This window comes from Streptomyces silaceus (genome assembly GCF_001419745.1).
In the GTDB taxonomy this organism is placed as follows: domain Bacteria; phylum Actinomycetota; class Actinomycetes; order Streptomycetales; family Streptomycetaceae; genus Streptomyces; species Streptomyces silaceus.
On sequence record NZ_LIRJ01000024.1, the window covers coordinates 19,426 to 43,712 of the forward strand.

General features: G+C 70.1%; 22 protein-coding genes and 1 pseudogene. 1 reads left to right on the forward strand and 22 read right to left on the reverse strand.

Features of this window, described 5'->3' with window-relative positions; genetic code table 11:
- Positions 1 to 20: 20 nt before the first annotated feature.
- The 22 genes and pseudogenes from atpA to AOK22_RS02290 form a co-directional block, all read right to left on the reverse strand.
- Positions 21 to 1,613: a F0F1 ATP synthase subunit alpha gene (atpA, locus tag AOK22_RS02185; protein WP_055696803.1), complete on the reverse strand. Its 1,593-nt coding sequence runs from the start codon at positions 1,611 to 1,613 to the stop codon at positions 21 to 23.
- Between the two features lie 111 nt (positions 1,614 to 1,724).
- Positions 1,725 to 2,549, reverse strand: a complete 825-nt coding sequence (locus tag AOK22_RS02190) for a F0F1 ATP synthase subunit delta (protein WP_055696804.1) — start codon at positions 2,547 to 2,549, stop codon at positions 1,725 to 1,727.
- The gene (locus AOK22_RS02195; protein ID WP_107101828.1) at positions 2,546 to 3,091 is read right to left on the reverse strand and encodes a F0F1 ATP synthase subunit B; all 546 of its coding nucleotides are present in this window, start codon (positions 3,089 to 3,091) and stop codon (positions 2,546 to 2,548) included. Before AOK22_RS02195 ends, AOK22_RS02190 begins: the two co-directional genes overlap by 4 nt.
- 41 nt (positions 3,092 to 3,132) lie before the next feature.
- On the reverse strand, positions 3,133 to 3,381 hold the full coding sequence (locus AOK22_RS02200) for an ATP synthase subunit c family protein (protein WP_030792134.1): 249 nt from the start codon (positions 3,379 to 3,381) through the stop codon (positions 3,133 to 3,135).
- 68 nt (positions 3,382 to 3,449) lie between these two features.
- Entirely contained in the window at positions 3,450 to 4,259 is an 810-nt protein-coding gene (gene atpB, locus AOK22_RS02205; protein ID WP_055696805.1) for a F0F1 ATP synthase subunit A, read from the reverse strand.
- Positions 4,260 to 4,481: 222 nt separating this feature from the next.
- Complete coding sequence (locus AOK22_RS02210; protein WP_055696806.1) at positions 4,482 to 4,895, reverse strand: Cg1360 family ATP-synthase-associated protein; 414 nt, start codon at positions 4,893 to 4,895, stop codon at positions 4,482 to 4,484.
- Between the two features lie 352 nt (positions 4,896 to 5,247).
- On the reverse strand, positions 5,248 to 6,603 hold the full coding sequence (locus tag AOK22_RS02215; protein ID WP_193433246.1) for an MraY family glycosyltransferase: 1,356 nt from the start codon (positions 6,601 to 6,603) through the stop codon (positions 5,248 to 5,250).
- Positions 6,604 to 6,733: 130 nt separating this feature from the next.
- Positions 6,734 to 7,987, reverse strand: coding sequence for a serine hydroxymethyltransferase (locus AOK22_RS02220; protein ID WP_055696808.1), 1,254 nt, complete (start codon positions 7,985 to 7,987; stop codon positions 6,734 to 6,736).
- A gap of 77 nt (positions 7,988 to 8,064) precedes the next feature.
- Positions 8,065 to 8,718, reverse strand: a complete 654-nt coding sequence (locus AOK22_RS02225; RefSeq protein WP_055696809.1) for an arsenate reductase/protein-tyrosine-phosphatase family protein — start codon at positions 8,716 to 8,718, stop codon at positions 8,065 to 8,067.
- Positions 8,715 to 9,362 carry an L-threonylcarbamoyladenylate synthase gene (locus AOK22_RS02230; protein WP_055696810.1) on the reverse strand — a complete coding sequence of 216 codons (648 nt, stop codon included), beginning with the start codon at positions 9,360 to 9,362 and terminating at the stop codon, positions 8,715 to 8,717. The genes AOK22_RS02225 and AOK22_RS02230 overlap by 4 nt, the downstream gene beginning before the upstream one ends.
- A gap of 47 nt (positions 9,363 to 9,409) precedes the next feature.
- On the reverse strand, positions 9,410 to 10,255 hold the full coding sequence (gene prmC, locus AOK22_RS02235) for a peptide chain release factor N(5)-glutamine methyltransferase (protein WP_055696811.1): 846 nt from the start codon (positions 10,253 to 10,255) through the stop codon (positions 9,410 to 9,412).
- A 37-nt stretch (positions 10,256 to 10,292) separates the two neighbouring features.
- Positions 10,293 to 11,369 (reverse strand): peptide chain release factor 1, encoded by a 1,077-nt coding sequence (prfA, locus tag AOK22_RS02240; protein ID WP_055696812.1) that lies wholly within the window; start codon positions 11,367 to 11,369, stop codon positions 10,293 to 10,295.
- 115 nt (positions 11,370 to 11,484) lie between these two features.
- Complete coding sequence (rpmE, locus tag AOK22_RS02245) at positions 11,485 to 11,709, reverse strand: 50S ribosomal protein L31 (protein WP_055696813.1); 225 nt, start codon at positions 11,707 to 11,709, stop codon at positions 11,485 to 11,487.
- A 168-nt stretch (positions 11,710 to 11,877) separates the two neighbouring features.
- Positions 11,878 to 13,005 carry an LCP family protein gene (locus AOK22_RS02250; RefSeq protein ID WP_055696814.1) on the reverse strand — a complete coding sequence of 376 codons (1,128 nt, stop codon included), beginning with the start codon at positions 13,003 to 13,005 and terminating at the stop codon, positions 11,878 to 11,880.
- Positions 13,006 to 13,327: 322 nt separating this feature from the next.
- Positions 13,328 to 15,319, reverse strand: coding sequence for a transcription termination factor Rho (gene rho, locus AOK22_RS02255; protein ID WP_055696815.1), 1,992 nt, complete (start codon positions 15,317 to 15,319; stop codon positions 13,328 to 13,330).
- Positions 15,320 to 15,710: 391 nt separating this feature from the next.
- Positions 15,711 to 16,628: a homoserine kinase gene (thrB, locus tag AOK22_RS02260; RefSeq protein WP_055696816.1), complete on the reverse strand. Its 918-nt coding sequence runs from the start codon at positions 16,626 to 16,628 to the stop codon at positions 15,711 to 15,713.
- A 240-nt stretch (positions 16,629 to 16,868) separates the two neighbouring features.
- Positions 16,869 to 17,927, reverse strand: coding sequence for a threonine synthase (gene thrC / locus AOK22_RS40640; RefSeq protein ID WP_055696817.1), 1,059 nt, complete (start codon positions 17,925 to 17,927; stop codon positions 16,869 to 16,871).
- A gap of 6 nt (positions 17,928 to 17,933) precedes the next feature.
- Complete coding sequence (locus tag AOK22_RS40645) at positions 17,934 to 19,223, reverse strand: homoserine dehydrogenase (protein ID WP_055696828.1); 1,290 nt, start codon at positions 19,221 to 19,223, stop codon at positions 17,934 to 17,936.
- Between the two features lie 106 nt (positions 19,224 to 19,329).
- On the reverse strand, positions 19,330 to 20,721 hold the full coding sequence (lysA, locus tag AOK22_RS02275) for a diaminopimelate decarboxylase (protein WP_055696818.1): 1,392 nt from the start codon (positions 20,719 to 20,721) through the stop codon (positions 19,330 to 19,332).
- 46 nt (positions 20,722 to 20,767) lie between these two features.
- The gene (nrtL, locus tag AOK22_RS02280; RefSeq protein WP_055696819.1) at positions 20,768 to 21,910 is read right to left on the reverse strand and encodes an ArgS-related anticodon-binding protein NrtL; all 1,143 of its coding nucleotides are present in this window, start codon (positions 21,908 to 21,910) and stop codon (positions 20,768 to 20,770) included.
- 81 nt (positions 21,911 to 21,991) lie between these two features.
- Positions 21,992 to 22,293: pseudogene (locus AOK22_RS02285) on the reverse strand (transposase); the annotation flags it as partial.
- A gap of 175 nt (positions 22,294 to 22,468) precedes the next feature.
- Complete coding sequence (locus AOK22_RS02290) at positions 22,469 to 23,122, reverse strand: flavin reductase family protein (RefSeq protein ID WP_055696821.1); 654 nt, start codon at positions 23,120 to 23,122, stop codon at positions 22,469 to 22,471.
- A 68-nt stretch (positions 23,123 to 23,190) separates the two neighbouring features.
- Between AOK22_RS02290 and AOK22_RS02295 the strand changes: the two genes are divergently transcribed.
- The gene (locus AOK22_RS02295) at positions 23,191 to 23,913 is read left to right on the forward strand and encodes a helix-turn-helix domain-containing protein (protein WP_055696822.1); all 723 of its coding nucleotides are present in this window, start codon (positions 23,191 to 23,193) and stop codon (positions 23,911 to 23,913) included.
- Positions 23,914 to 24,287 lie beyond the last annotated feature (374 nt).

Consider the following 24,287-nt stretch of genomic DNA (forward strand, 5'->3'; position numbering starts at 1 on the left):
GAGTCAGGTCCCTTCCGTCGTCACTTACCGGCGGCGGCCGGAGCGTCCTCGCCGAGAAGCTTCCCGTCCGAGGTCTCGAACTGCTTCTTGAACTCCGCCACGGCGTCACCGATGGCGGTGATCGTGTCGTCGGACATCTTGCCGCCCTCCTTGATGGAGGTCATGAGGCCCTGCTCCTTGCGGTGCAGGTACTCCAGGAGCTCGCGCTCGAAGCGGCGGATGTCCTTGACGGGCACCTCGTCCATGCGGCCGGTGGTACCGGACCACACGGACACGACCTGGTCCTCGGTCGCCATCGGCTCGTACTGCGCCTGCTTGAGCAGCTCGACCATGCGCTGACCGCGCTCCAGCTGCGCCTTCGACGCGGCGTCCAGGTCGGAACCGAAGGCGGCGAACGCCTCCAGCTCACGGAACTGGGCGAGGTCGACGCGGAGTCGGCCGGAGACCTGGCGGATCGCCTTGTGCTGCGCGGAACCACCGACTCGGGAGACGGAGATACCGACGTTCAGCGCGGGACGCTGACCGGCGTTGAACAGGTCCGACTCCAGGAAGCACTGGCCGTCGGTGATGGAGATGACGTTGGTCGGGATGAACGCCGACACGTCGTTCGCCTTCGTCTCGACGATCGGGAGACCGGTCATCGAGCCCTTGCCCATCTCGTCCGAGAGCTTCGCGCAGCGCTCGAGGAGGCGGGAGTGCAGGTAGAAGACGTCACCCGGGTAGGCCTCGCGCCCCGGCGGGCGACGGAGCAGCAGGGACACGGCGCGGTAGGCGTCGGCCTGCTTCGAGAGGTCGTCGAAGACGATGAGGACGTGCTTGCCCTCGTACATCCAGTGCTGGCCGATGGCCGAACCGGTGTACGGCGCGAGGTACTTGAAGCCGGCCGGGTCGGACGCCGGGGCGGCGACGATGGTCGTGTACTCCAGGGCGCCGGCCTCTTCCAGGGCACCGCGCACGGAGGCGATGGTGGAGCCCTTCTGACCGATGGCGACGTAGATGCAGCGGACCTGCTTGTTCACGTCGCCCGAGCGCCAGTTGTCGCGCTGGTTGATGATCGTGTCGACGGCCAGGGCGGTCTTGCCGGTCTGGCGGTCACCGATGATCAGCTGACGCTGACCACGGCCGATCGGGGTCATCGCGTCGACGGCCTTGTAGCCGGTCTCCATCGGCTCGTGCACCGACTTGCGCTGCATGACCGTGGGGGCCTGCAGCTCGAGGGCGCGACGACCGCTGGTCTCGATCTCGCCGAGGCCGTCGATCGGGTTGCCGAGCGGGTCGACGACGCGGCCGAGGTAGCCCTCGCCCACGGCGACCGACAGCACCTCGCCGGTACGGCTGACCGACTGGCCCTCCTCGATGCCGCTGAACTCACCGAGGACGATCGAACCGATCTCGCGCTCTTCCAGGTTCAGCGCGAGACCGAGGGTCCCGTCCTCGAACTTCAGCAGCTCGTTGGCCATGGCCGAGGGCAGGCCCTCGACCTTCGCGATGCCGTCGCCGGCAAGGGTGACCGTACCGACCTCCTCGCGCGAGGCCGCGTCCGGCTTGTACGCCTGGACAAAGTTCTCCAGCGCGTCCCGGATCTCCTCCGGCCGGATCGTGAGCTCCGCCATCTGGGTTCCCTGCTCTCCTTGTTGGGCCCGAAGTTTCTTTGGGGGTCTGGGGGCGACCCCCAGGAATCCTCTGCACGGCCCAACTAGGGCCGTCGGTAATGCTGTGTTGAGTTACTGGCCGGCCACGCGGCGGCCGGCTTCCTCGATGCGGTCCGCGATGCTGCCGTTGATGACCTCGTCGCCCACCTTGACCGTGATCCCGCCGAGGACCGTGGGGTCCACGTCGAGGTTCAGGTGCATCGGGCGTCCGTACACCTTGGCAAGGGCGGCGCCGAGACGCTGCTTCTGCTGGTCCGTGAGCGGAACGGCGGAAGTGACGACGGCGACCATGCGGTTGCGACGGTCCGCAGCCAGCTTGGAGAGGGACTCGAGTCCCTCTTCCAGGCTACGGCCACGGGGCACGGTCACAAGACGCTCGATGAGCCGCTCCGTGATGTCCTCGGCGCGACCGCCGAGCAGGCTGCGCAGCAGCTCGCTCTTGGCCTTGCCGGTGGCGGAACGGTCGACGAGCGCGGCCCGCAGCTCGGTGCTGGAAGAGACGATTCGGCCGAACCGGAACAGTTCGTCCTCGACGTTGTCCAGCGCGCCGGCCTTCTGCGCGCCGGTCAGGTCGGCGACGTTGGCGAGCTCCTCGAGAGCGTCGACCAGGTCACGCGACCGCGACCAGCGCGAGCGCACCATGCCGGCCACCAGGTCGGCGGTCGCGCCGCCCACCTGGGTGCCCAGCAGACGTCCCGCGAGCTCGGCCTTGGCCTCGCCGGACTGCGCCGGGTCGGTCAGGACCCGACGCAGCGAGACCTCACGGCCGAACAGCGCGGTGACGGCGGCGAGCTCGTCCGCGAGCTGCTTGGCGTCGACCGAGGTGCTGTCCGTCAGCGCGTCGAGGCGCTCGCGCGCGGCGGCCAGGGCCTCGCGACTGGCTCCGTGCGCTGTCATCGAGCCGCCTCGGCCTTCTCCTCGAGCTCGTCGAGGAAGCGGTCGATGGTGCGGCTCTGCCGGGCGTGGTCCTCGAGGGACTCACCGACGAGCTTGCCGGCCAGGTCGGTGGCCAGCTGGCCCACGTCCTGACGCAGCGACTGAGCGGCGGCCTTGCGGTCGGCCTCGATCTGCGCGTGACCGGCGGCGACGATCTCCTCGCGCTGACGCTGGCCCTCGGCCCGCATCTCGGCGATGAGCTGAGCGCCCTGCTCCTGCGCCTCCTGGCGCAGGCGCGCGGCCTCGTGCCGAGCCTCGGCAAGCTGAGCCTTGTACTGCTCGAGCACGCTCTGGGCCTCGGTCTGCGCGGCCTCGGCCTTCTCGATACCGCCCTCGATCGCGTCGCGACGCTCTTCCAGAACCTTGTTGATGTTCGGGAGGAACTTCTTCGCGAAGAAGCCGAAGACGATGACGAACGCGATCAGGCCGATGACGAGCTCAGGGATCGGCGGAATCAGAGGGTTTTGAGGCTCCTCCGACGCCAGCTGTACCAGGGAGATCACATCAGTGCCTTCCGTTGAAGTTTCTCGTCAACGAGACCGGGTCAGGAAGGAACCGGGTAAACGAAGCCCATGACCAGACCGATCAGCGCCAGGGCCTCACAGAGCACGAAGCCGAGGATCTGGTTCTGGCGGATGAGGCCGGCGGCCTCGGGCTGACGGGCGAGGGCCTGCGTACCGTTACCGAAGATGACGCCGACGCCGATGCCGGGGCCGATCGCGGCGAGGCCGTAGCCGATCGCGCCGAAGTTGCCCTGGATGTTGACCGCGGCGAGGGTCTCGAGAGCGGACATGCCGTAACTTCCTTCTTTTCACGGGCCGGTGGGGGTTGGCCACCGGATGTATCGGGGGAGGAGCGTGCTCAGTGGTGCTCGGCGAGCGCGCCCTGGATGTAGCTGCAGGACAGCAGGATGAAGACGTAGGCCTGGAGCGCCTGGATGAACAGCTCGAAGATCGTCATCACGATGACCATCACGAACGAGACGCTCGCGTAGGCGATGCCGATTCCGTTCAGCAGGTACCAGCTCGCGATGGTGAAGATCACCAGCAGGACATGCCCCGCGAACATGTTGGCGAAGAGCCGGACCGCGTGGGTGAAGGGCCGGATGATCATGTTCGACAGGAACTCGAAGAACATGACCATCGGGAAGACCGGGCCGAGCGAGCGGTCATAGCCGGTGATGTTCTTGAAGCCGCCGACGAAGCCGTGCCTCTTGAAGGTCAGGCTTACCCAAAGGATGTAGACGATGGCCGCGAGTCCCGCCGGGAAGGCGATGACGGAGGTCACCGGGAACTGGGCGAACGGAACGATCGACCAGATGTTCATGATCCAGATGAAGAAGAACAGCGAGACCATGAGAGGGACGTACTTCTCGCCCTCCTTCTTGCCGAGCGTCTCGTAGACGACCCCACGACGCACGAAGTCGTAACCGGCCTCGCCGACCATCTGGAGCTTGCCGGGGATCAGCTTCGGCTTGTTGAAAGCCGCCCAGAAGAAGCCGATGACGACGATCGAGCTCAGGAAGGCGAGCAGCATTGGCTTGTTGAACTCAATGCCACCGACGGTGAAAATCGGCTCGAAGAGGAAGGAGTGCAGGCCGGGGGTCGGGAAACCGCACCCTTCAAAAATGTGGCAATCGGTCTCGAAGGCGAGCGTCTGGGCGTTACTCACCGCGAGCTCCTTCAACGTGGCGCATGGGTACGGCAACCTCGATGTGTCGGCGCGGTCGATGTCCGCGGAACGGCACTGGACTGGACTTGCGGATTTGGGGGCGGCGGCTGGGCTCCGAGCCGTAAGGCGTCACAGGCACGGCTGCCGCCCGCGCCAGCTCTGCCGCAGTTGTGGCGAGACCATAGCAAATGAGCAGAGGCCTCCTTACGTCGGCCCTACAGGTCACGATTGCGCCCGGGTCGACTCCGGCTCCACATACAGAACCTTGGCCTTCATGTGGGCGCGCAGCTGCGCCCCGATCCACACCAACGTGGCGGCGAGGAGCGTGAAGGCGAAGGCCTTGGGGTTGAACGCGGATGTTCCGCGCAGTGCCGTCAGGACGACCATCAGCAACAGAATCTGCACGGTGTAGACCAGCAGGCCCATCATCTGGAACAGATGCGGGAAGGAGCGCGCGCTCCTCTGCAGGATCACGAGGCCTCCGCCCATGAAGAGCAGGACGAGAAGCGTGCCGAAGGCGGCGCCGAGCGCACCCTTGCCACCGGCCACGGCGGCACTGACCGCGACTCCCGCCACGCCCGCGGCAGCGGTGGGCAGGGCACAGTGAAGGAGAGTGCGGGCGTCGTTGGACTGCATGACGGCAGCTCCTCCGGCGAAATTTGGGGACGTTGCATTGCGGTCGTCGAGCGGGACCTGGCCCGGACACGGACGAGGCGCACCTCACCAGGGCGACCGGTCTCGCTGGGGCCGCCTCAATATATCTCGGGTTCTCGTGAACCGTATCACAAACTATTTGATGCAGTCTTTACCCGAAAGTGTGCCGACCGTCACACGAATGGATCAACGTGACACGGGGGTTTTTCGGGCTCGTCGATCATGATGCCGGTTCCCGTCGAACAGGGTGACCGAGGGGTGCCACTCGGACGGGTGACGGCGCTGAGCTGCACCGGAGCGCGCCCCTCGGCTCTCCCCGTACGCCCCCGCTCCGCTACTCGCGCTCGTGCGACCGGACCCGGGAGCGCTCCGAGAGCGCCGTGCTGCCGTGCAGTTTCAGGCCCACCGACGCGGCCCCCGCAGCGGCCGGCGTCCGCTCCTCGGCGGCCGTCTGACCCTGGTCCGCCCCGGCCCCGCCGGGGCCCGCCCCGACGCCGCCGCGCGCCGCGACCGTGCCGCCCTGGCGGCGCCGGTAGCGCGGCGGCACGAAGGTCTCGGCCCACCGCGGGATGCGCGGCGTGAACCGCGGCAGCAGGAGCAGCACGAGGCCGACCGCGCTGAGCGCGACGATGAGCAGCAGGATCCACATGCTCGTGGAGTGCACCGAGTAGGCGACCGTGCCGAAGGCGATGAGCGCCGACCAGAAGTACATGATCAGCACCGCGCGGCTGTGCGAGTGGCCGATCTCCAGGAGGCGGTGGTGCAGGTGACCGCGGTCGGCGGCGAACGGCGACTTGCCGTTCCAGGTGCGCCGGACGATCGCGAGGACCAGGTCCGCGAAGGGGATGGCGATGATCGTCAGCGGCATCAGGAGCGGGATGAAGACCGGGAGCATCGCGTGCGTGGCGTCGCGGCCGGTGCCGAAGTTCAGCTTCATCGCGGCCGGGTCGACCTGGCCGGTGACGGAGATCGCGCCCGCCGCCAGGATCAGGCCGATGAGCATGGAGCCGGAGTCGCCCATGAAGATCCGGGCGGGGTGCATGTTGTGCGGCAGGAAGCCCAGGCACATGCCCATGAGGATGGCGGCGAAGAGGGTGGCGGGGGCCGCGGCCTCGATGCCGTAGCCGTACCAGATGCGGTACGCGTACATGAAGGACGCGGCCGAGGCGATGCAGACCATGCCCGCCGCGAGACCGTCGAGGCCGTCGACGAAGTTGACGGCGTTGATGGTGATGACGACGAGCGCGACGGTGAGCAGCGTGCCCTGGCCCGAGGTCAGTGACACCGTGCCCACGCCGGGCACCGGGATCCACAGGATCGTCAGGCCCTGCATGACCATGACGCCCGCGGCGATCATCTGGGCGCCGAGCTTGATCAGCGCGTCGATCTCGAACTTGTCGTCGAGGACACCGATCAGCCAGATGAGCGCCGCTCCGGAGAGCAGCGCCCGCGGTTCGTTGGAGTTCTCGAAGACCGCGTTCAGGTTGGGCAGGTGGTCGGCGACCAGGAGGCCCGCGCACAGGCCGAAGAACATCGCGATCCCGCCGAGCCGGGGCGTGGGCTCCCGGTGTACGTCACGAGCGCGGATCTCCGGCATCGCGCCGGCCACGATCGCGAACTTCCGCACCGGGCCGGTCAGCAAATAGGTCACCGCGGCCGTGATGCAGAGCGTCAGCAGGTATTCACGCACGGGCTTCCCCACAGGTCTCGCTGGCCATCTCAGCCCCACACCCTAGCTTTGCGCGCATACGGTTGGGGACTTCCGGGTAGCGACGATGGTTGCACGAGTGTGCTCCGGTTCCCGACGCACCTGCCCCGTCCTAGCCCGGATACGGCAGAAATCTTCCCACCAGATCACGTACCTCTTCTCGTACGGACGACTCCTCGCGCACCGCGTCGACCAGCAGGCCGGCGATGCGGACCATGTCGGGCCCGGTCATGCCCTGGGTCGTGACGGCCGCGGTGCCCAGGCGCAGCCCGCGTGCCCCGCCGTGCGGCAGCGCGCAGACGTCGAGCACGATCCCGGCCGCCGCGAGCCGCCCCCGGGCGGTGTGCGCGTCCACTCCCAGGGGTGCCGGATCGGCCAGAATCAGATGGGTGTCCGTTCCGCCGGTCGTGACGGCGAACCCGCCCGCGGCCAGCCCTTCCGCCAGCATGCGCGCGTTCGCGACCACCTGATGGGCGTACGCGGTGAAGGCCGGTGTCGCCGCCTCGCCGAACGCGACGGCCTTGGCGGCGATGGTGTGCATCTGGGCGCCGCCCTGGGTGAAGGGGAAGACGGCCCGGTCGATGCGCTCCGCGAGGTCGGCGCCGCACAGCAGCAGGCCGCCCCGGGGGCCGCGCAGGACCTTGTGGGTGGTGGCGCAGACGACGTCGGCGTGCGGCACGGGGCTGGGCGCCGCTCCCCCGGCGACCAGCCCGATCGGGTGCGCCGCGTCCGCGATGAGGTACGCCCCCACGTCGTCGGCGATCTCGCGGAAGGCCGCGTGGTCGATGTGCCGCGGATAGGAGATGGAGCCGCACACGATGGCCTTGGGGCGGTGGGAGCGGGCCAGCGCGTGCACCTGCTCGTAGTCGATCAGGCCGCTCTCGGGGTCCACGCCGTACCCGACGAAGTCGAACCACCGCCCGGAGAAGTTCGCGGGCGAGCCGTGCGTGAGGTGGCCGCCGTACGGCAGGCCCATCGCCAGGACCGTGTCGCCGGGGCGCAGCAGCGCGGCGTACGCGGCGAGGACCGCGGAGGATCCGGAGTGCGCCTGCACGTTGGCGTGTTCGGCGCCGAACAGGGCCTTGGCGCGGTCGACGGCGATCCGCTCGGCGACGTCGACCAGCTCGCAGCCGCCGTGGTGCCGCGCGCCGGGGTAGCCCTCGGCGTACTTGTTGGCGAGCGGGGAGCCGAGGGCGGTGAGGACGGCCGGCGAGGTGAAGTTCTCGGCGGCGATCAGCTGGAGCCCGTCGGACTGGCGGGCGACCTCACCGGCCAGGACGTCGGCGAGTTCGGGGTCCTGTCGGCGCAGCGCGTCGAGATCCGTGTACGCCGCGGGGGCGTCGTTGGCTGCCGTGGTGACCGTCATCGTGGGCTCCGGGGCCTCGCAGGGGTGACCTCAGATCCAATGTAGGCCCGTAGCGGCGGGCCCGCGCGGGCCCGCCGCTACATGTGCGCGGGCACCCCGGTCAGCGCCGTCACCACGGGGTCGAGCGCCTGGTTGATCTCGTCCCCCACGGAACGGAAGAACGGCAGGGGCGCCCCGTACGGGTCGTACACCTCGTCGGCCTCCACGCTCGGCGCGAGGAGCCAGCCGCGCAGCGCCGCCGCGGCCCGCACCAGGGCGCGGGCGCGCTCGACGACGCCGTCCCCGTCGGGGTCCGGCAGGGTCGTCGGGTCTATCGCCCGCACGAGCCGCGTGAACTCCTTGAGGGTGAAGGTGCGCAGGCCCGCCGAGTGGCCCATGGAGATGACCTGGGCGCGGTGGTCGCGCGTCGCGGTGAGGACGAGGTCGGCCCGGATGACGTGGTCGTCGAGGAGCTCGCGGCCCATGAAGCCGGTGGGGTCCGCGCCGAAGTCGGCGAGGACCGTCTCGGCGTTGGTCTCCATGGGGGCGCCCTCGTGGCCCCAGGTGCCCGCGCTCTCCACGATCAGGCCGCCGGTGGCGGGGTCGCCGAGGCGGTCGGCCAGGGCATGCCTGGTCAGCCGCTCGGTGATCGGCGAGCGGCACACGTTGCCGGTGCTGACGTGGAGGATGCGGAAGGTTCCCGCAGAGCCCGGGAAGCCCGCTATGCCACGCCCCGTCTCAGGGGCTGTCAATTCGCCACCTCGAGGTCGGGGACGACCTTGCGCAGCTCCTCGGCGGAGAGCGCGCCCGCCCGCAGCAGCACCGGCACCTTGCCCGTGACGTCGACGATCGACGACGGCACGATGCCGGGGGTCGGGCCGCCGTCCAGGTAGACGGAGACGGAGTCGCCGAGCATCTCCTGGGCCGCGTCGCAGTCCTCGGGGGCCGGGTGGCCGGTGAGGTTGGCCGAGGAGACGGCCATGGGGCCGAACTCGGTGAGCAGCTCGATGGCGACGGGGTGCAGCGGCATGCGGATGGCGACCGTGCCGCGGGTGTCGCCGAGGTCCCACTGCAGGGACGGCTGCTGCTTGGCGATGAGGGTGAGGGCGCCCGGCCAGAAGGCGTCGACGAGCTCCCAGGCCATCTCGGAGAAGTCCGTGACGAGGCCGTGCAGCGTGTTCGGCGAGCCGATCAGGACGGGGGTGGGCATGTTGCGCCCGCGGCCCTTGGCGTCGAGCAGGTCGGCGCAGGCCTCCGGCGAGAAGGCGTCGGCACCGATGCCGTAGACGGTGTCGGTGGGCAGGACGACCAGCTCGCCACGGCGGACGGCGGACGCGGCCTCGCGCAGACCGGTCGTACGGTCGGTCGCGTCGTTGGTGTCGTATCGCCGTGCCATTTAGCGGGCCTCCTCGTACAGGTACTGCTGACGTGACGTCTGGGTGCTCACGGCATCGCCTTGCGGGCGGTCGCGAAGCGGGGGCGGTTGTTCAGGTCGGGGTGGTCGGCCGCGTCGGCCCAGCCCCGCTCCTCGGTGAAGATCCAGGGGACCTGGCCGCCCTGGGTGTCCGCGTGTTCGATGACGACGACACCCCCGGGGCGGAGCAGCCGGTGGGCGGTGCGCTCGATGCCGCGGATCAGGTCGAGCCCGTCCTCACCGGAGAACAGGGCGAGCTCGGGGTCGTAGTCGCGGGCCTCCGGAGCGACGTACTCCCACTCGGTGAGGGGGATGTACGGCGGGTTGGAGATCACCAGGTCGACCTGTCCCTCGAGCTCCGGCAGGGCGTCCCTGGCGTCGCCCTGGCTGAGTTTGACCCGGGACCCCTCGACGTTCTTCCGCGTCCATTTCAGGGCGTCCTCGGACAGCTCCACGGCGTGCACGCGCGAGCGCGGCACCTCCTGGGCCATGGCGAGCGCGATGGCGCCGGAGCCGGTGCACAGGTCGACGATGAGCGGCTCGACGACGTCCATGGCGCGCACGGCGTCTATGGCCCACCCGACGACCGACTCGGTCTCGGGGCGCGGCACGAAGACACCCGGCCCGACCTGGAGCTCCAGGTAGCGGAAGAAGGCCCGCCCGGTGATGTGCTGGAGCGGCTCGCGCGCCTCGCGCCGCGCGACCGTCTCCCAGTAGCGGGCGTCGAAGTCGGCGTCCTTGACGGAGTGCAGCTCGCCCCGCTTCACGCCGTGCACGAAGGCGGCGAGCTCCTCCGCGTCGTTGCGCGGCGAGGGCACGCCGGCGTCGGCCAGCCGCTGGGTGGCCTGGGCCACTTCCGCGAGCAGCAGGTTCACGCTGGTCCTCCGGGACGGGTCGTACGAAGGGGTGGGCTTACGCGGCGGCGAGCTTGGCGGCGGAGTCGGCGTCGACACAGGCCTGGATGACCGCGTCGAGTTCGCCGTCGAGCACCTGGTCCAAGTTGTACGCCTTGAAGCCGACGCGGTGGTCCGAGATCCGGTTTTCCGGGAAGTTGTACGTGCGGATCTTCTCGGAGCGGTCGACGGTGCGGACCTGGCTGCGGCGGGCGTCCGCGGCCTCCTTCTCCGCCTCCTCCTGGGCCGCCGCGAGGAGCCTGGAGCGCAGGATACGCATCGCCTGCTCCTTGTTCTGCAACTGGCTCTTCTCGTTCTGGCAGGAGGCCACGACTCCGGTGGGAATGTGCGTGATGCGCACCGCGGAGTCGGTGGTGTTGACGGACTGGCCGCCGGGTCCGGAGGAGCGGTAGACGTCGATCCTGAGGTCGTTCGCGTGGATCTCGACGTCGATCTCCTCGGCCTCGGGCGTCACCAGGACACCGGCCGCGGAGGTGTGGATGCGCCCCTGGGACTCGGTGGACGGCACACGCTGCACGCGGTGCACGCCGCCCTCGTACTTCAGCCGCGCCCAGACGCCCTGGCCCGGCTCGGTGGCGCCCTGGCCGCCCTTGGTCTTCACGGCGACCTGGACGTCCTTGTAGCCGCCGAGCTCGGACTCGGTGGAGTCGATGATCTCGGTCTTCCAGCCGACGCGCTCCGCGTACCGCAGGTACATGCGCAGCAGGTCGCCGGCGAACAGCGCCGACTCGTCGCCGCCCGCGCCCGCCTTGATCTCCAGGATGACGTCCTTGTCGTCGGACGGGTCCCGGGGCACGAGCAGCAGCCGCAGCTTCTCTGTGATCTCCTCGCGCTGCCGCTCCAGGTCCTTGACCTCGGCGGCGAAGTCGGGGTCGTCGGCGGCCAGCTCGCGGGCCGTCTCGATGTCCTCCCCGGTCTGCTTCCAGGAGCGGTACGTCGCGACGATCGGGGTCAGCTCGGCGTAGCGCTTGTTGAGCTTGCGCGCGTTGGCCTGGTCGGCGTGGACCGACGGGTCGGCGAGCTTCTGCTCCAGATCGGCGTGCTCGCCGATCAGTTCCTCGACCGCCTCGAACATCGGGGGCTCCTGGTTTTCTACGCGGTGGTTCTACGCGAATTGGCTGCGGGACGGCAAAAGCGCCGGTCCCGGCCGCCCCCTTCCGAGGACGGCCGATGACCGGCGCAGTGGCTCGCTACTTCTTGGCGGAGCCTGCAGCCTTGCCGAAGCGGGCCTCGAAGCGGGCCACGCGGCCACCGGTGTCGAGGATCTTCTGCTTGCCCGTGTAGAACGGGTGGCACTCGGAGCAGACCTCGGCACGGACGGTGCCGCTGGAGATCGTGCTGCGGGTGGTGAACGACGCGCCACAGGTGCAGCTGACCTGCGTCTCGACGTACTCGGGGTGGATGTCGCGCTTCAAGGTGTCTCCTAGTTTCGGGAGGGCACCGGGTCGTACGCGCGGATTGCTCGTACGTGAACCGGGGCCGACGTACCAGTCTGCCAGGACCGGCCGTATCTCCCAAAACCGGGGTGGGGGCCGATCTATTCCTGACGGGTGCCGGTGGCCGCTCTTGGCTGCTCGTGGCCGCTAGTGGCTGCTCACCACGTCGCCCGCGGAGCCCTTGTCGCCGGCGGACTTCTCGGTGGCTGACCTGGGAATGGGCTTGTCGGCCTTGAGCGCGTCCCAGACCTGCTGGTCGGCCTCTTCGAGGGGCAGCACGCGGTTGGGGTCGTTCGGGTCGTACTGGATGGGCAGCGTGACCATCTTCATGTCGCCCGCGCCGATGCCCTTGAGCCCGTTGGCGAAGCTCGCGAGGGACTTCACGTCGTTGAGGTCCGAGTCGGTGGTGATGGCGCTGGTCGCGTCGTCCGCGAGGTCGAAGAGCTTCTTCGGGTTGCTGAAGACGCCGACGTCCTTGACCTGGTCGAGCAGGGCCTTGATGAACGCCTGCTGGAGCTGGATGCGGCCGAGGTCGCTGCCGTCGCCGACGCCGTGCCGGGTGCGGACCAGACCGAGGGCCTGCTCACCGTTCAGGGTGTGGGTGCCGGCCTCCAGGTCGAGGTGGCTGTCCTTGTCGTGGATGGCCTTCTTCGTGGTGATGTCGACGCCGCCGAGGGTGTCGATGAGCTTCTTGAAGCCCGTGAAGTCGACCTCGACGTAGTGGTCCATCCTGATGCCGGACATCTTCTCGACGGTCTTGACGGCGCAGGCGGGGCCGCCCACCTCGTACGCCGTGTTGAACATCTGCCGCCGGCCGCCGGGGTCGGTCTTGCCGTCCTCGGTCGCGCACTCGGGCCTGGTTATCAGGGTGTCGCGGGGTATGGAGACGACGCTGGCCGTCTTGTGGCCCTTGTAGACGTGGACGATCATCGCGGTGTCCGAGCGGGCCGCGCCCTCGTCCTTGCCGTACTTGGCGTTGTCGCCGGAGCGCGAGTCGGAGCCGAGGACGAGGATGTCCTGGGAGCCGTTGTCGACGTCCAGGGGGCGGTCGGTGCCGAGCGCGGCGTTGATGTCGACGCCCTTGATGTTGCCGTTGAGCTTGAAGTACACGAAGCCGAGCCCGGCTCCGCCGAGGACCACCACGGAGGCCGCGGTCCATGCGCCGACGACGAGCACCTTGTTGCGCTTGCGGGGCTTGCGGCGTCGGCCGCCACCGCCGCGCGGGCGCTTGCTCTTCGTATCGGCCGGATCCGCCGGCGTGCTCTCGTCGGCCATGTGCTCCTCAGTCCTCGCGGTCGGTTACCCCCTGCTTTCAGGGCCAGGTTTTGGTTCGTCGTTCACTTGTCAGACGTGGAAACCGCTTGAAGGGTTGCACAGGCGTCCGTGTGCGCCCCGGCGTCCGCCGGTCACGCCCCGTGTCCGCTCTTTTCGGCCTTTTGGCCTCCCACCTGCGCATTCGTGGGGAGCGGGGCTACTGCCGGTGACCGTGAGAATCTCTTATGCGTGTGGCCAAGGTCTCGCTTTGGTCTCGTTCCGCACCGAAAAGGCCGCCCCGTCACGTCCGTGACGGGGCGGCCTTCCGGACCGCTGAGGACGACTAGTCGTTGCCGTTGCCCGGCGTCGGCGTCGTCTTCTGGATCTGCAGCAGGAACTCGGCGTTCGACTTCGTCTGCTTCATCTTGTCCAGCAGCAGCTCGATCGCCTGCTGCTGGTCGAGCGCGTGCAGCACGCGACGCAGCTTCCAGGTGATGGCGAGCTCGTCGCTGCCGAGCAGGATCTCCTCCTTGCGGGTGCTGGACGCGTCCACGTCCACCGCCGGGAAGATGCGCTTGTCGGAGAGCTTCCGGTCGAGCTTGAGCTCCATGTTGCCGGTGCCCTTGAACTCCTCGAAGATCACCTCGTCCATGCGCGAGCCGGTCTCGACCAGCGCGGTGGCCAGGATGGTCAGCGAGCCGCCGTCCTCGATGTTGCGCGCGGCGCCGAAGAAGCGCTTGGGCGGGTACAGCGCCGTGGAGTCGACACCACCGGACAGGATGCGGCCGGAGGCCGGGGCGGCGAGGTTGTACGCACGGCCCAGACGCGTGATCGAGTCGAGCAGCACGACGACGTCGTGACCCAGCTCCACCAGACGCTTGGCGCGCTCGATGGCGAGCTCGGCGACCGTGGTGTGGTCCTCGGCCGGGCGGTCGAAGGTCGAGGAGATGACCTCGCCCTTCACCGACCGCTGCATGTCGGTGACCTCTTCCGGACGCTCGTCGACCAGGACGACCATCAGGTGGCACTCGGGGCTGTTGTGCGTGATCGCGTTGGCGATCGCCTGCATGATCATGGTCTTGCCGGTCTTCGGCGGGGCCACGATCAGACCGCGCTGGCCCTTACCGATGGGCGAGACGAGGTCGATGATGCGGGTGGTGAGCACGCCCGGGTCGGTCTCCAGGCGGAGCCGGTCCTGCGGGTAAAGGGGCGTCAGCTTGTTGAACTCCGGTCGCCCGCGCCCGGATTCGGGCGCCATGCCGTTGACGGAGTCGAGCCGCACGAGCGCGTTGAACTTCTCGCGGCGCTCGCCGTCCTTGGGCTGACGGACCGCACCGGTGACGTGGTCGCCCTTGCGCAGACCGTTCTTGCGGACCTGGGCCAGCGAGACGTACACGTCGTTCGGGCCCGGGAGGTAGCCCGACGTACGGATGAACGCGTAGTTGTCGAGGATGTCGAGGATGCCCGCGACGGGGATCAGGACGTCGTCCTCGGAGACCTGCGGCTCGTTGCCGAAGTCGTCGCGGCCACGGCGGCCACGGCGGTCGCGGTAACGGCCCCGGCGGCCGCGCCGGCCGCCCTCGAAGTCGTCGTCGTCCTGCGGACCGTTGTCCCGCTGGCGGTCCTGGCGGCCGCCCTGCTGACGGTCCTGGCGGCCGCCCTGCTGGTCGTCGCCCTTGTTGCCGCGACGGTCGCGGTCGCGGCCACGGCCCTGGCGGTCGCGGCGGTCACGACGGCCCTCGGCGCTGTTGTCGCCGTCGCCGCCCCGGCCCTCGGCGTCGCCCTTGGCGTCGGCCTTCGCCTCGCCCTTCGCCTCGGCGGTGACCGTCTCCGGGCTGCCCGCGTCGGCGGTGGCCCGGCGCCGGCGGCGCTCACCGGCCGGCTGGTCGTCGCTGGCCGGCTGGCCCGGGATGTCGATCTGCTGCTGGGCGGGGGCCTTCTCGGCCTTGCCGCCCTCGGCCTTCTCCGCCTTGTCCGCCTTGCTCGCCTTGGCGGCGGTGTCGGCGGCGTCCTCGCCGGTACGGGCCTTCGAGGTGGCCCGGCGCTTGGGCTTGGTCTCGGCGGTCTCCCCGGACGCCGCGGCGCTCTTCGCCGGGGCTCCGCCGCCTGCCTGCGCCTCCTTGATGACCTCGATCAGCTGGCTCTTGCGCATGCGCCCGGTTCCCTTGATCCCAAGGCCCGATGCGACCTGCTGCAGTTCCGCCAGCACCATGCCCTCGAGGCCGGTGCCGCGGCGCCGCCGGGACCCGGCCGAAGCACCGGTGGCAGGCGCCGCAGAGGCGTCCGTGGCGGGCGTGTCGGCAGTCACGCCCATCAGATCGGTGGTGTCGCTCACGAAGGGTCCTTCCCTGGAGCGGACGTCGGCCTGTCTGGCTCGGCGACCGGTTGTGCTGTCCGGCGGTCCTTGCTGTTCTGTGGACCGTGCCGGGGCGGTGGTCCGCCATGGCGGCGGAAGAATTCATTGGTGATGGCGATTCCCGGTGCGGTGCCACTGAAGTGCGGTGTCACCCGGCTCGGTCACGCCGGTTCCGGAGCGTGCTCAGGACCGCTCAGTGCGGGGCACGAAGCAGATTGGGAGGCTCCCGGAAGAATGGTTGTCCCGGACGGGGACACAAAGCACCTCGCCATGGATGGGTCGGGTGCAGACTTGAGATTAACACTACCGGATCCAACAAACATTCCCCCTCTCCGAATCCGGATACCCCGAATTCACTGCGTTCTCTGCCTCAGGGCGCAAGCGGCAGCACGCTCGCTCCCGTGGCGTCGAGCGTCAGGCGGTTGGCCGCCCAGCCCTCGCCCGCCAGGCGTGCGACCTTGTCGGCCGCACTGTCTTCGGCCAGCGCGAGGACCGTGGGGCCCGCGCCGGAGATCACCGCGGGCACGCCGTCGGCGCGCAGCCGCTCGACCAGGGCAGCGCTCTCCGGCATGGCCGGGGCGCGGTACTCCTGGTGCAGGCGGTCCTCGGTGGCGGGCAGCAGCAGCTCGGGGCGCCTGGTCAGGGCCTCGACGAGCAGGGCCGCCCGGCCCGCGTTGGCAGCCGCGTCGACGTGCGGGACGGTGCGCGGGAGCAGGCCGCGGGCCGTCTCGGTGAGGACGGGCTTTCCGGGGACGAAAACCACCGGAACGATGGAATCGGCGGGATCCATCCTGATCGCGCGCGCCGCTCCCCCGTCCATCCAGGACAGCGTGAAGCCGCCGAGCAGACAGGCGGCGACGTTGTCGGGGTGCCCCTCGATCTCCGTGGCGAGTTCGAGCAGCGCGGCGTCGTCGAGCCGGGCCTCCCCGCCTATGGTCACGGCGCGGGCGGCGACGATGCCGGCGCAGATGGCGGCGGACGACGAGCCGAGGCCCCGGCCGTGCGGGATGCGGTTGGCGCAGACGATCTCGAGTCCGCGCGGCTGGCCGCCCAGCAGGTCGAAGGCGGTGCGCAGGGAGCGCACGAGCAGATGCGACTCGTCGCGCGGGAGGCTCTCGCTGCCCTCCCCGGCGATGTCGATGTTGAGACCGGAGTCGGCCACCCGGACGACCACGTCGTCGTACAGACCAAGCGCCAGACCCAGGGCGTCGAAGCCCGGACCGAGGTTGGCGCTGGTGGCGGGGACGCGCACCCGGACGGCGGCGGCGCGGAACGCGGGACCGGCCATCGCTCGATGACTCTCCTTGAGCTGCGTGTTCTTGAGGCTGCGTGGTTCTACTACGTGCCACATGTACGGGACACCCGAAGGCCGCGGACGACGGCGGCACCGCGGCATATGCGGTGGGCGGGTTCGGTACAGCCTATCGAAGGAAGGTTCTGTGGCGACATAGGGCGCACAGGAGGCGCACGATGCGTGTCGTAAGCCCCCTGTGCACCCCCTGTACGGAGTTGCCGGGTTTCCCCGCTGTTATGCCAGGCCGAGGCGTTCGGCCGCGGCGGCCGCGTCGACCGGGACGGTGACCGGCTGCGGGGCGCCCGCGACGGCCCAGTCGGGGTCCTTGAGGCCGTTGCCCGTGACGGTGCAGACGATCCGCTGGCCCTTGTCGACCTTGCCCTGCTCGGCGGCCTTCAGCAGACCGGCGACCGAGGCGGCCGACGCGGGCTCCACGAAGACGCCCTCCTGGGAGGCCAACAGCTTGTAGGCGCGCAGGATCTCACGGTCCGTCACCTCGTCGATGAAGCCGCCGGACTCGTCGCGCGCGGCGAGGGCGTGGTCCCACGACGCGGGGTTGCCGATGCGAATCGCCGTGGCGATCGTCGACGGGTCCTTGACCACTTCGCCGCGCACGATCGGCGCGGAGCCGGAGGCCTGGAAGCCCCACATCCGGGGGGTGTGCGTCGACACCGAGTCGGCCGCGTACTCCTTGTAGCCCTTCCAATAGGCGGTGATGTTGCCGGCGTTGCCGACGGGAAGGACGTGGATGTCGGGCGCGTCGCCGAGTGCGTCGACGATCTCGAACGACGCGGTCTTCTGGCCCTCGATGCGGAACGGGTTGACCGAATTGACCAGGGCCACCGGGTAGTTCTCGGACAGGCCGCGGGCGAGGTTCAGGCAGTCGTCGAAGTTGCCGTCGACCTGGAGGATCTTCGAGCCGTAGACGAGCGCCTGGCCCATCTTGCCGAGCGCGATCTTGCCCTGGGGCACGAGGACCGCGCAGACCATGCCCGCGCGTACGGCGTAGGCCGCGGCGGACGCGGAGGTGTTGCCGGTGGAGGCGCAGATGACGGCCTTGGCGCCCTCCTCCTTGGCCTTCGTGATCGCCATCGTCATGCCGCGGTCCTTGAAGGAACCCGTGGGGTTGGCGCCCTCGACCTTGAGGTGGACCTCGCAGCCCGTGCGCTCGGAGAGCACCTGCGCGGGCACGAGCGGCGTGCCGCCCTCGCGCAGGGTGACGACCGGCGTCGTAGCGGAGACGGGGAGCCGGTCCCGGTACTCCTCGATGATTCCGCGCCACTGGTGGGTCATTGCTGCTTACTCCCCTTCAACCCGCATGATGCTGGCGACACCACGCACGGTGTCGAGTTCGCGCAACGCGTCGACGGTGCCGGTGAGGGCGGCGTCGGGCGCGCGGTGGGTGACGACGACGAGGGAGGCCTCGCCGTCCTTGCCCGTCTGACGGACCGTATCGATCGATACGCCGTGCTCGGCGAAGACCGTCGCGACCTGGGCGAGCACGCCCGGCTTGTCGGCCACGTCGAGGCTGATGTGGTACCGCGTGACGACCTCGCCCATGGCGCCCACGGGCAGCTGGGTGTACGCGGAGTCGCCGGGGCCCGTGGCCTCGGCGAGCTTGTTGCGGCAGACCGCGACGAGGTCGCCGAGGACCGCGGACGCGGTGGGCGCGCCACCGGCGCCGGGGCCGTAGAACATCAGCTGTCCCGCGGCCTCCGCCTCGACGAAGACGGCGTTGTACGCCTCGCGGACCGAGGCCAGCGGGTGGCTCAGCGGGATCATCGCGGGGTGCACGCGCGCGGTGACGGACTCGCCGTCGGCCGCCCGCTCGCAGATGGCGAGCAGCTTGATGGTGCAGCCCATGCGCTTCGCGGAGGCGAAGTCGGCGGCGGTGACCTCGGTCATGCCCTCGCGGTACACGTCGTCGAGGCGTACGCGCGTGTGGAAGGCGATGCCGGCGAGGATCGCGGCCTTCGCGGCGGCGTCGAAGCCCTCGACGTCGGCGGTCGGGTCGGCCTCGGCGTAGCCCAGCGCGGTGGCCTCGTCGAGGGCCTCCTGATAGCCCGCCCCCGTCGTGTCCATGGCGTCGAGGATGAAGTTGGTCGTCCCGTTCACGATGCCGAGGACACGGTTCACCTTGTCGCCGGCGAGGGACTCGCGCAGCGGCCGGATGAGCGGGATGGCACCGGCGACGGCGGCCTCGTAGTACAGGTCGCGGCCGTGCTCGACGGCGGCGGCGTGCAGGGCCGCGCCGTCCTGGGCGATGAGCGCCTTGTTCGCGGAGACGACCGACGCGCCGTGCTCGAACGCCGTGGTGATGAGCGTCCTCGCGGGCTCGATCCCGCCGATGACCTCCACCACGACGTCGATGTCGCCGCGCTTGACCAGCGCGGTCGCGTCGGTGGTGACCAGGGAGGGGTCGATGCCGTCCCGGACCTTCGACGGGCGGCGGACGGCGACCCCGGCGAGCTCCACCGGGGCGCCGATCCTGGCTGTGAGGTCATCGGCGTGCGTCGTCATGATGCGCGCCACCTCTGAGCCGACAACCCCACAGCCCAGCAGCGCCACCTTCAGCGGACGCGTACGCATCATCCGACCTCACTTCTCGTACATCTACGGTGGAACAAGTCTCACCCACCGGAACGGACTTTCTGTCCATTGTCCGGATCGTGAGACATCTATTTCATCTTTTTCTTCAGCCGACGTCGAGACGCAGGAGATCTTCCTCCGTCTCACGCCGGACGATCACCCGCGCCGCGCCGTCGCCCACGGCGACGACGGGCGGGCGAAGTGCGTGGTTGTAGTTGCTCGCCATCGAGCGGCAGTACGCGCCGGTCGCGGGCACGGCGATCAGATCGCCGGGCGCCAGGTCGGCCGGCAGGAACGCGTCACGCACCACGATGTCACCACTCTCGCAGTGCTTGCCCACGACGCGCACCAGCATGGGCTCGGCGTCGGAGGAGCGGGAGACCAGGGCGACGGTGTATTCGGCGTCGTAGAGCGCGGTGCGGATGTTGTCGGACATGCCGCCGTCCACGGAGACGTACGTACGCAGCCCTTCCAGCGGCTTGATGGTGCCGACCTCGTAGAGCGTGAAGGCGGTCGGGCCGACGATGGCGCGGCCGGGCTCGACGGAGATGCGCGGGGTGCGCAGGTTCGCGGCCTCGCACTCCCTCGTCACGATCTCGTGGAGCGCCTTGGCGATCTCGTGCGGCTCGCGCGGGTCGTCGTCCGAGGTGTACGCGATGCCGAGGCCGCCGCCGAGGTCGATCTCGGGGAGCTCGACGCCGTGCTCGTCACGGACCTCGGCGAGCAGCTGCACCACGCGCCGGGCGGAGACCTCGAACCCGGCCATGTCGAAGATCTGCGAGCCGATGTGGGAGTGGATCCCGATGAGTTCGAGCCCGTCCAGCTTGAGCGCGCGCCGCACGGCCTCGGCGGCCTGGCCGCCCGCGAGCGCGATGCCGAACTTCTGGTCCTCGTGCGCGGTGGCGATGAACTCGTGGGTGTGCGCCTCGACGCCCACGGTCACGCGGATCTGCACGGGCTGGCGCCGGCCGAGCCGCTCGGCGATGTGAGAGACGCGCGCGATCTCCTGGAAGGAGTCGAGCACGATGCGCCCGACGCCGGCCGCGACGGCCCGCTCGATCTCCTCGGGCGTCTTGTTGTTGCCGTGGAAGGCGATGCGCTCGGCGGGCATCCCGGCGTCCAGGGCGGTGGCGAGCTCGCCACCGCTGCACACGTCGAGGTTGAGCCCCTCCTCGTGCAGCCACCGCACGACGGCGCGCGAGAGGAAGGCCTTGCCGGCGTAGAACACGTCGGCGTCGGGGCCGAAGGCGTCGCGCCAGGCCTGGCAGCGGGCGCGGAAGTCGGCCTCGTCGATGAAGTACGCCGGGGTGCCGAACTCCTCGGCCAGGCGCGTCACTTCGATGCCGCCGGTGCTGACGACGCCGTCGGCGCCGCGGGTGACGGTGCGGGACCAGACCTTGGCGTCCAGCGCGTTCAGATCGGTGGGCGGCGCGGAGTAGTGGCCCTCGGGCAGCACGTCGGCGTGGCGGGGCCCGGCGGGGTGTGCGGAACGGCTCATGACTCGGTCGTCTCTCTCACGGGTGGCACGCGGCTCTCGGCGGGTGTCACAGGTAGGCGGGGGCGCTGATGCCGAGCAGGGACAGGCCACCGGCGAGCACCGTCCCGGCGGCTTCGGCGAGGGCGAGCCGGGCGCGGTGGGCGGCCGAGGGTTTCTCGTCACCGCGGGGCAGCACGGGGCTGCGGGTGACGGTCTGGAAGAGGAGGAACGCGTCGGCGGTGGCGACGAGGTGGCGCGCGAGGCGGTCCGGGGCGCGGTGGCGGGCCGCGGCGGCGAGGACGACGGGGTACGCGTCGAGCTGGTCGAGCAGCCCCTCGGCCTCGGCTCCCGCCACCTCTCCGGGGACGGGGTCGAACCCGAGCGCGGCGGCATTGCGCCTCAGGGCGCACGAGCGGGCGTGTGCGTACCGCACGCGGAACAGGGGATTGCTCTCGCGCTGCACGAGGTGCGCGTCGCCGCCCTGGTCCGGGGTGACGCGGGGGTGGTCGTGGGGGGCGGGATACAGGAGGGCCCAACGGGTGGCGTCGGCCCCGAGCTCTCCGCACACCCCGCCGGCGCCTCCGCCATCGGCCTTCACGGGGACGGGCTCGGCCTTCACGGGGACGGGGCGGAGGACGGGAAGGGCCTGCGGAGGCCGCCCATACGCGTCGACACGTACCCCCAGGACCTCCAGGGCCTCGCGGAGCTCCGCGGGGACCACGGCTTCGTCGCAGGTGACGCGGACGAGGGTGCCCTGGGAGCGGAGGACGCGGCGGGCGGCGTCGGCGACGACGAGGGCGCGGAGCTCGCCGGGCACGTGGATCTGGGCGAGCTGCCCGGTGTCGGGGTGGACGTGCCCGTAGCAGCGCCCCTGCCGCAGGACCTCTCCCACGAGGCCTTCGGCGCGGACGCCCGCGAGGGTGATGTTGAGGAACCCGGGCCCCGTGATGTCGACCCCGGCGATCCCGGGCTCGGCGGCCAGCCGGGGCGACAGCACCTCGGCGACGTGCCGCGGGGAGTGCCCGGCGGCACGGGCGATCCGCAGGGCGACCCCGGTGGCGTAGTCCCCGCAGCCCCCGGGCCGCGGCCGCTCCACCCGCACGCTCTCGACCCCGGCGTCCCCCTCGGGCACGACCACGCGAAGCTCCCCGGCATCGACGGCATGGCGCATGGCGCGCAGCACGGTGCGGGAGAGCTCGACGGGGGTCACGGGTCAAGCGTATGGGAGGAGGGGGGTGGGTAGGCGACTCGGTTTACCGGATGGTCCGGGATGTGGACGGGGGGTGCGTGGTGGGGCCTGGTCGGCGGCCAGGGACCGGAAGGCGACGTCGTCGACGCACTTGCGCTGGATCGCCCGGGAGGAGCGGACGCCAGTGGTGTAGCCGTAGATCAGCAGCCGCACCATCAGCCGCGGATCATAGGGCGGGTAGCCGCGCTTTTCGTGTAGTCGGCCAGGATCGGCGAGAGGTCGAGCGCCTGGTCGACCAGGTCGGCGACAAACCGCGCCAGGTGGTCCTCCGGCAGCCAGTCATCCAGCGACGGCGGCAGCAGCAACGCCTGGCGCGGGTCGAACGCCCTGAACCGCTTGTCCACCGCCGCCGCACGCGCCTGTGGCCGCTTCTTCTCGACCGGCTCGGCCTCGAACAGGCCCTCCCCATCACGCATACCGACATCATTCCGCACGAATGATCACAGAACGGAGGCAGGCTGCTGGTTGCGGCCTATTCCGGGCCCCCTTGTCCCATGCGCTTACCGGCTTCGAGATCGGTCAGTGGCTCTGCCGGGGTGTCTGGGAGCGGAAGCTGCGGCCGAGTTCAGGGCCCAGCCCGAAGTAGTGACGGAAGTTGTAGATCAGCGGGCTCCACACGGCCGGGTCGACGTGCTGGGAGCCGGGGACGACGATACGCGGATCGGCGTGGACCTTGAGCACCTGGGCTTCGACGATGAGGAACGCCCCGGAGGCGTCGGGTTGGACCCGGGCGGCGCGGGCCTCCAGCTGGATAGGACATTCGGCGGCCCTGGGCGGCCGGACCAGCTCGGAGGGTTCAGGTCGCAGGCCGGCTGCGGCGAACTTGTCCGGCTCGAAACGGAAGGTGTCGCGCTTGTCCACGGGTACCGGGGTGCGTCCGGTCAGCGGCGCCAGCCGCTCCACCGCCGGCCACTGGGCAGGCTCAGGGAGGTTCACCACGAGATCGGGTCGGCTGCGGAGATTGTGCGCGGTCTGTCCCCCGGGGCCCAGACCGAGGACGATGACGTGGCCGAGTGCCCAGGCCGAGGACATCGGCGCGAGGTTGAAGGAGCCGTTCTCGTTCTCCGTCGAGAGCAGTACGACCGGCGTGCCGAAGTACAGGATGCTCGGCTCGATGGTCACATGGGCGGCCGACGTGTTGCCGGGCGTGGTGCTGCGTGTAGCGGTGTCCATGGGAGTCGACCGTAGGGTGAAGACACTTCGGCCCTCACCGAAGGATCGCTGGTGGATGATGGACGGCGATGAGAAACCATGACGCGCACCTGGAGGGCCCGGACCTCGCCGCTCTGGCCGGACTCCTGGCGGACGGCACCCGCGCAAGCTTCTGCCTGGCCCTCCTGGACGGCCGGGCATGGACCGCGACCGAGTTGGCGCGCCATGCCGGGGTGGCCGCCTCGACGGCCACCGAGCACCTGAACCTCCTGGTCGGCGGAGGACTGCTCGCCCAGGAGCGTCAGGGCCGCCATCGCTACGTGCGCCTCGCCGATCCCGAGACGGCCCAACTGATCGAGACCCTTGCCTCCATGGCGCCTCGTAGCGTCAATTCGCCCCGTTCACTGCCCGCCGTCAACCGGAGCCGGGCGCTGGCCCGCGCCCGCACGTGCTATGACCACCTCGCGGGCGCCCTCGGGGTCGCGATCACCGAGGCGATGACCGACCGGGGGCTGCTGGACTGGGAGCAGGGGCTGACGCTCACCGGCAACGGGATCGCCTGGCTGGCCGGTCTCGGCATCGCGCTACCGCCCGCCACACGGCGCCCGCCCGTCCGCGCGTGCCTGGACTGGACCGAACGCCGCCCTCACTTGGCCGGTGCCGTCGGTGCCGCCCTGTGCCGCCACGCCTTCGACTCCGACTGGATCACTCGGATCGGCACCGGCCGCGCCGTCGCTCTCACCGAGATCGGCCGGCGTACGCTTCAGGACCACCTCGGCCTGTCCGACGAGGCGGGCACTCCCGTCAGCTGAACACCGATCCCGCCCGGTCAGACGCTGCCGCTACCCGCGCCTCACCGCGCCGCACCCTTCTGTGTTACTGAGACACGCTCCTAGCGAGGGCTACCGGTGTATCCGGTACCGGTGTACCGGGGGTCGACCGGCGCATCGGGGGTCGACCGGGACCGGGTCAGCCGCCGGCTTGGGTGGCGCGTTCGGCGTCGGCGGCGCGTTCGGAGTCGGGGCCACGCTCACGGCCGTGGCCGGGTTCGTGACCGTGCTCGCGGCCACGCCCATGACCGCGCTCGTGGCCGGCATCGAGACCGTGGCCGTTACCCGGGTCGAGGCCATTCCCGTGCCCGTGCCCGGGCCCCAGTCCATACCCCTGCCCGTGCCCAAGTCCGGGC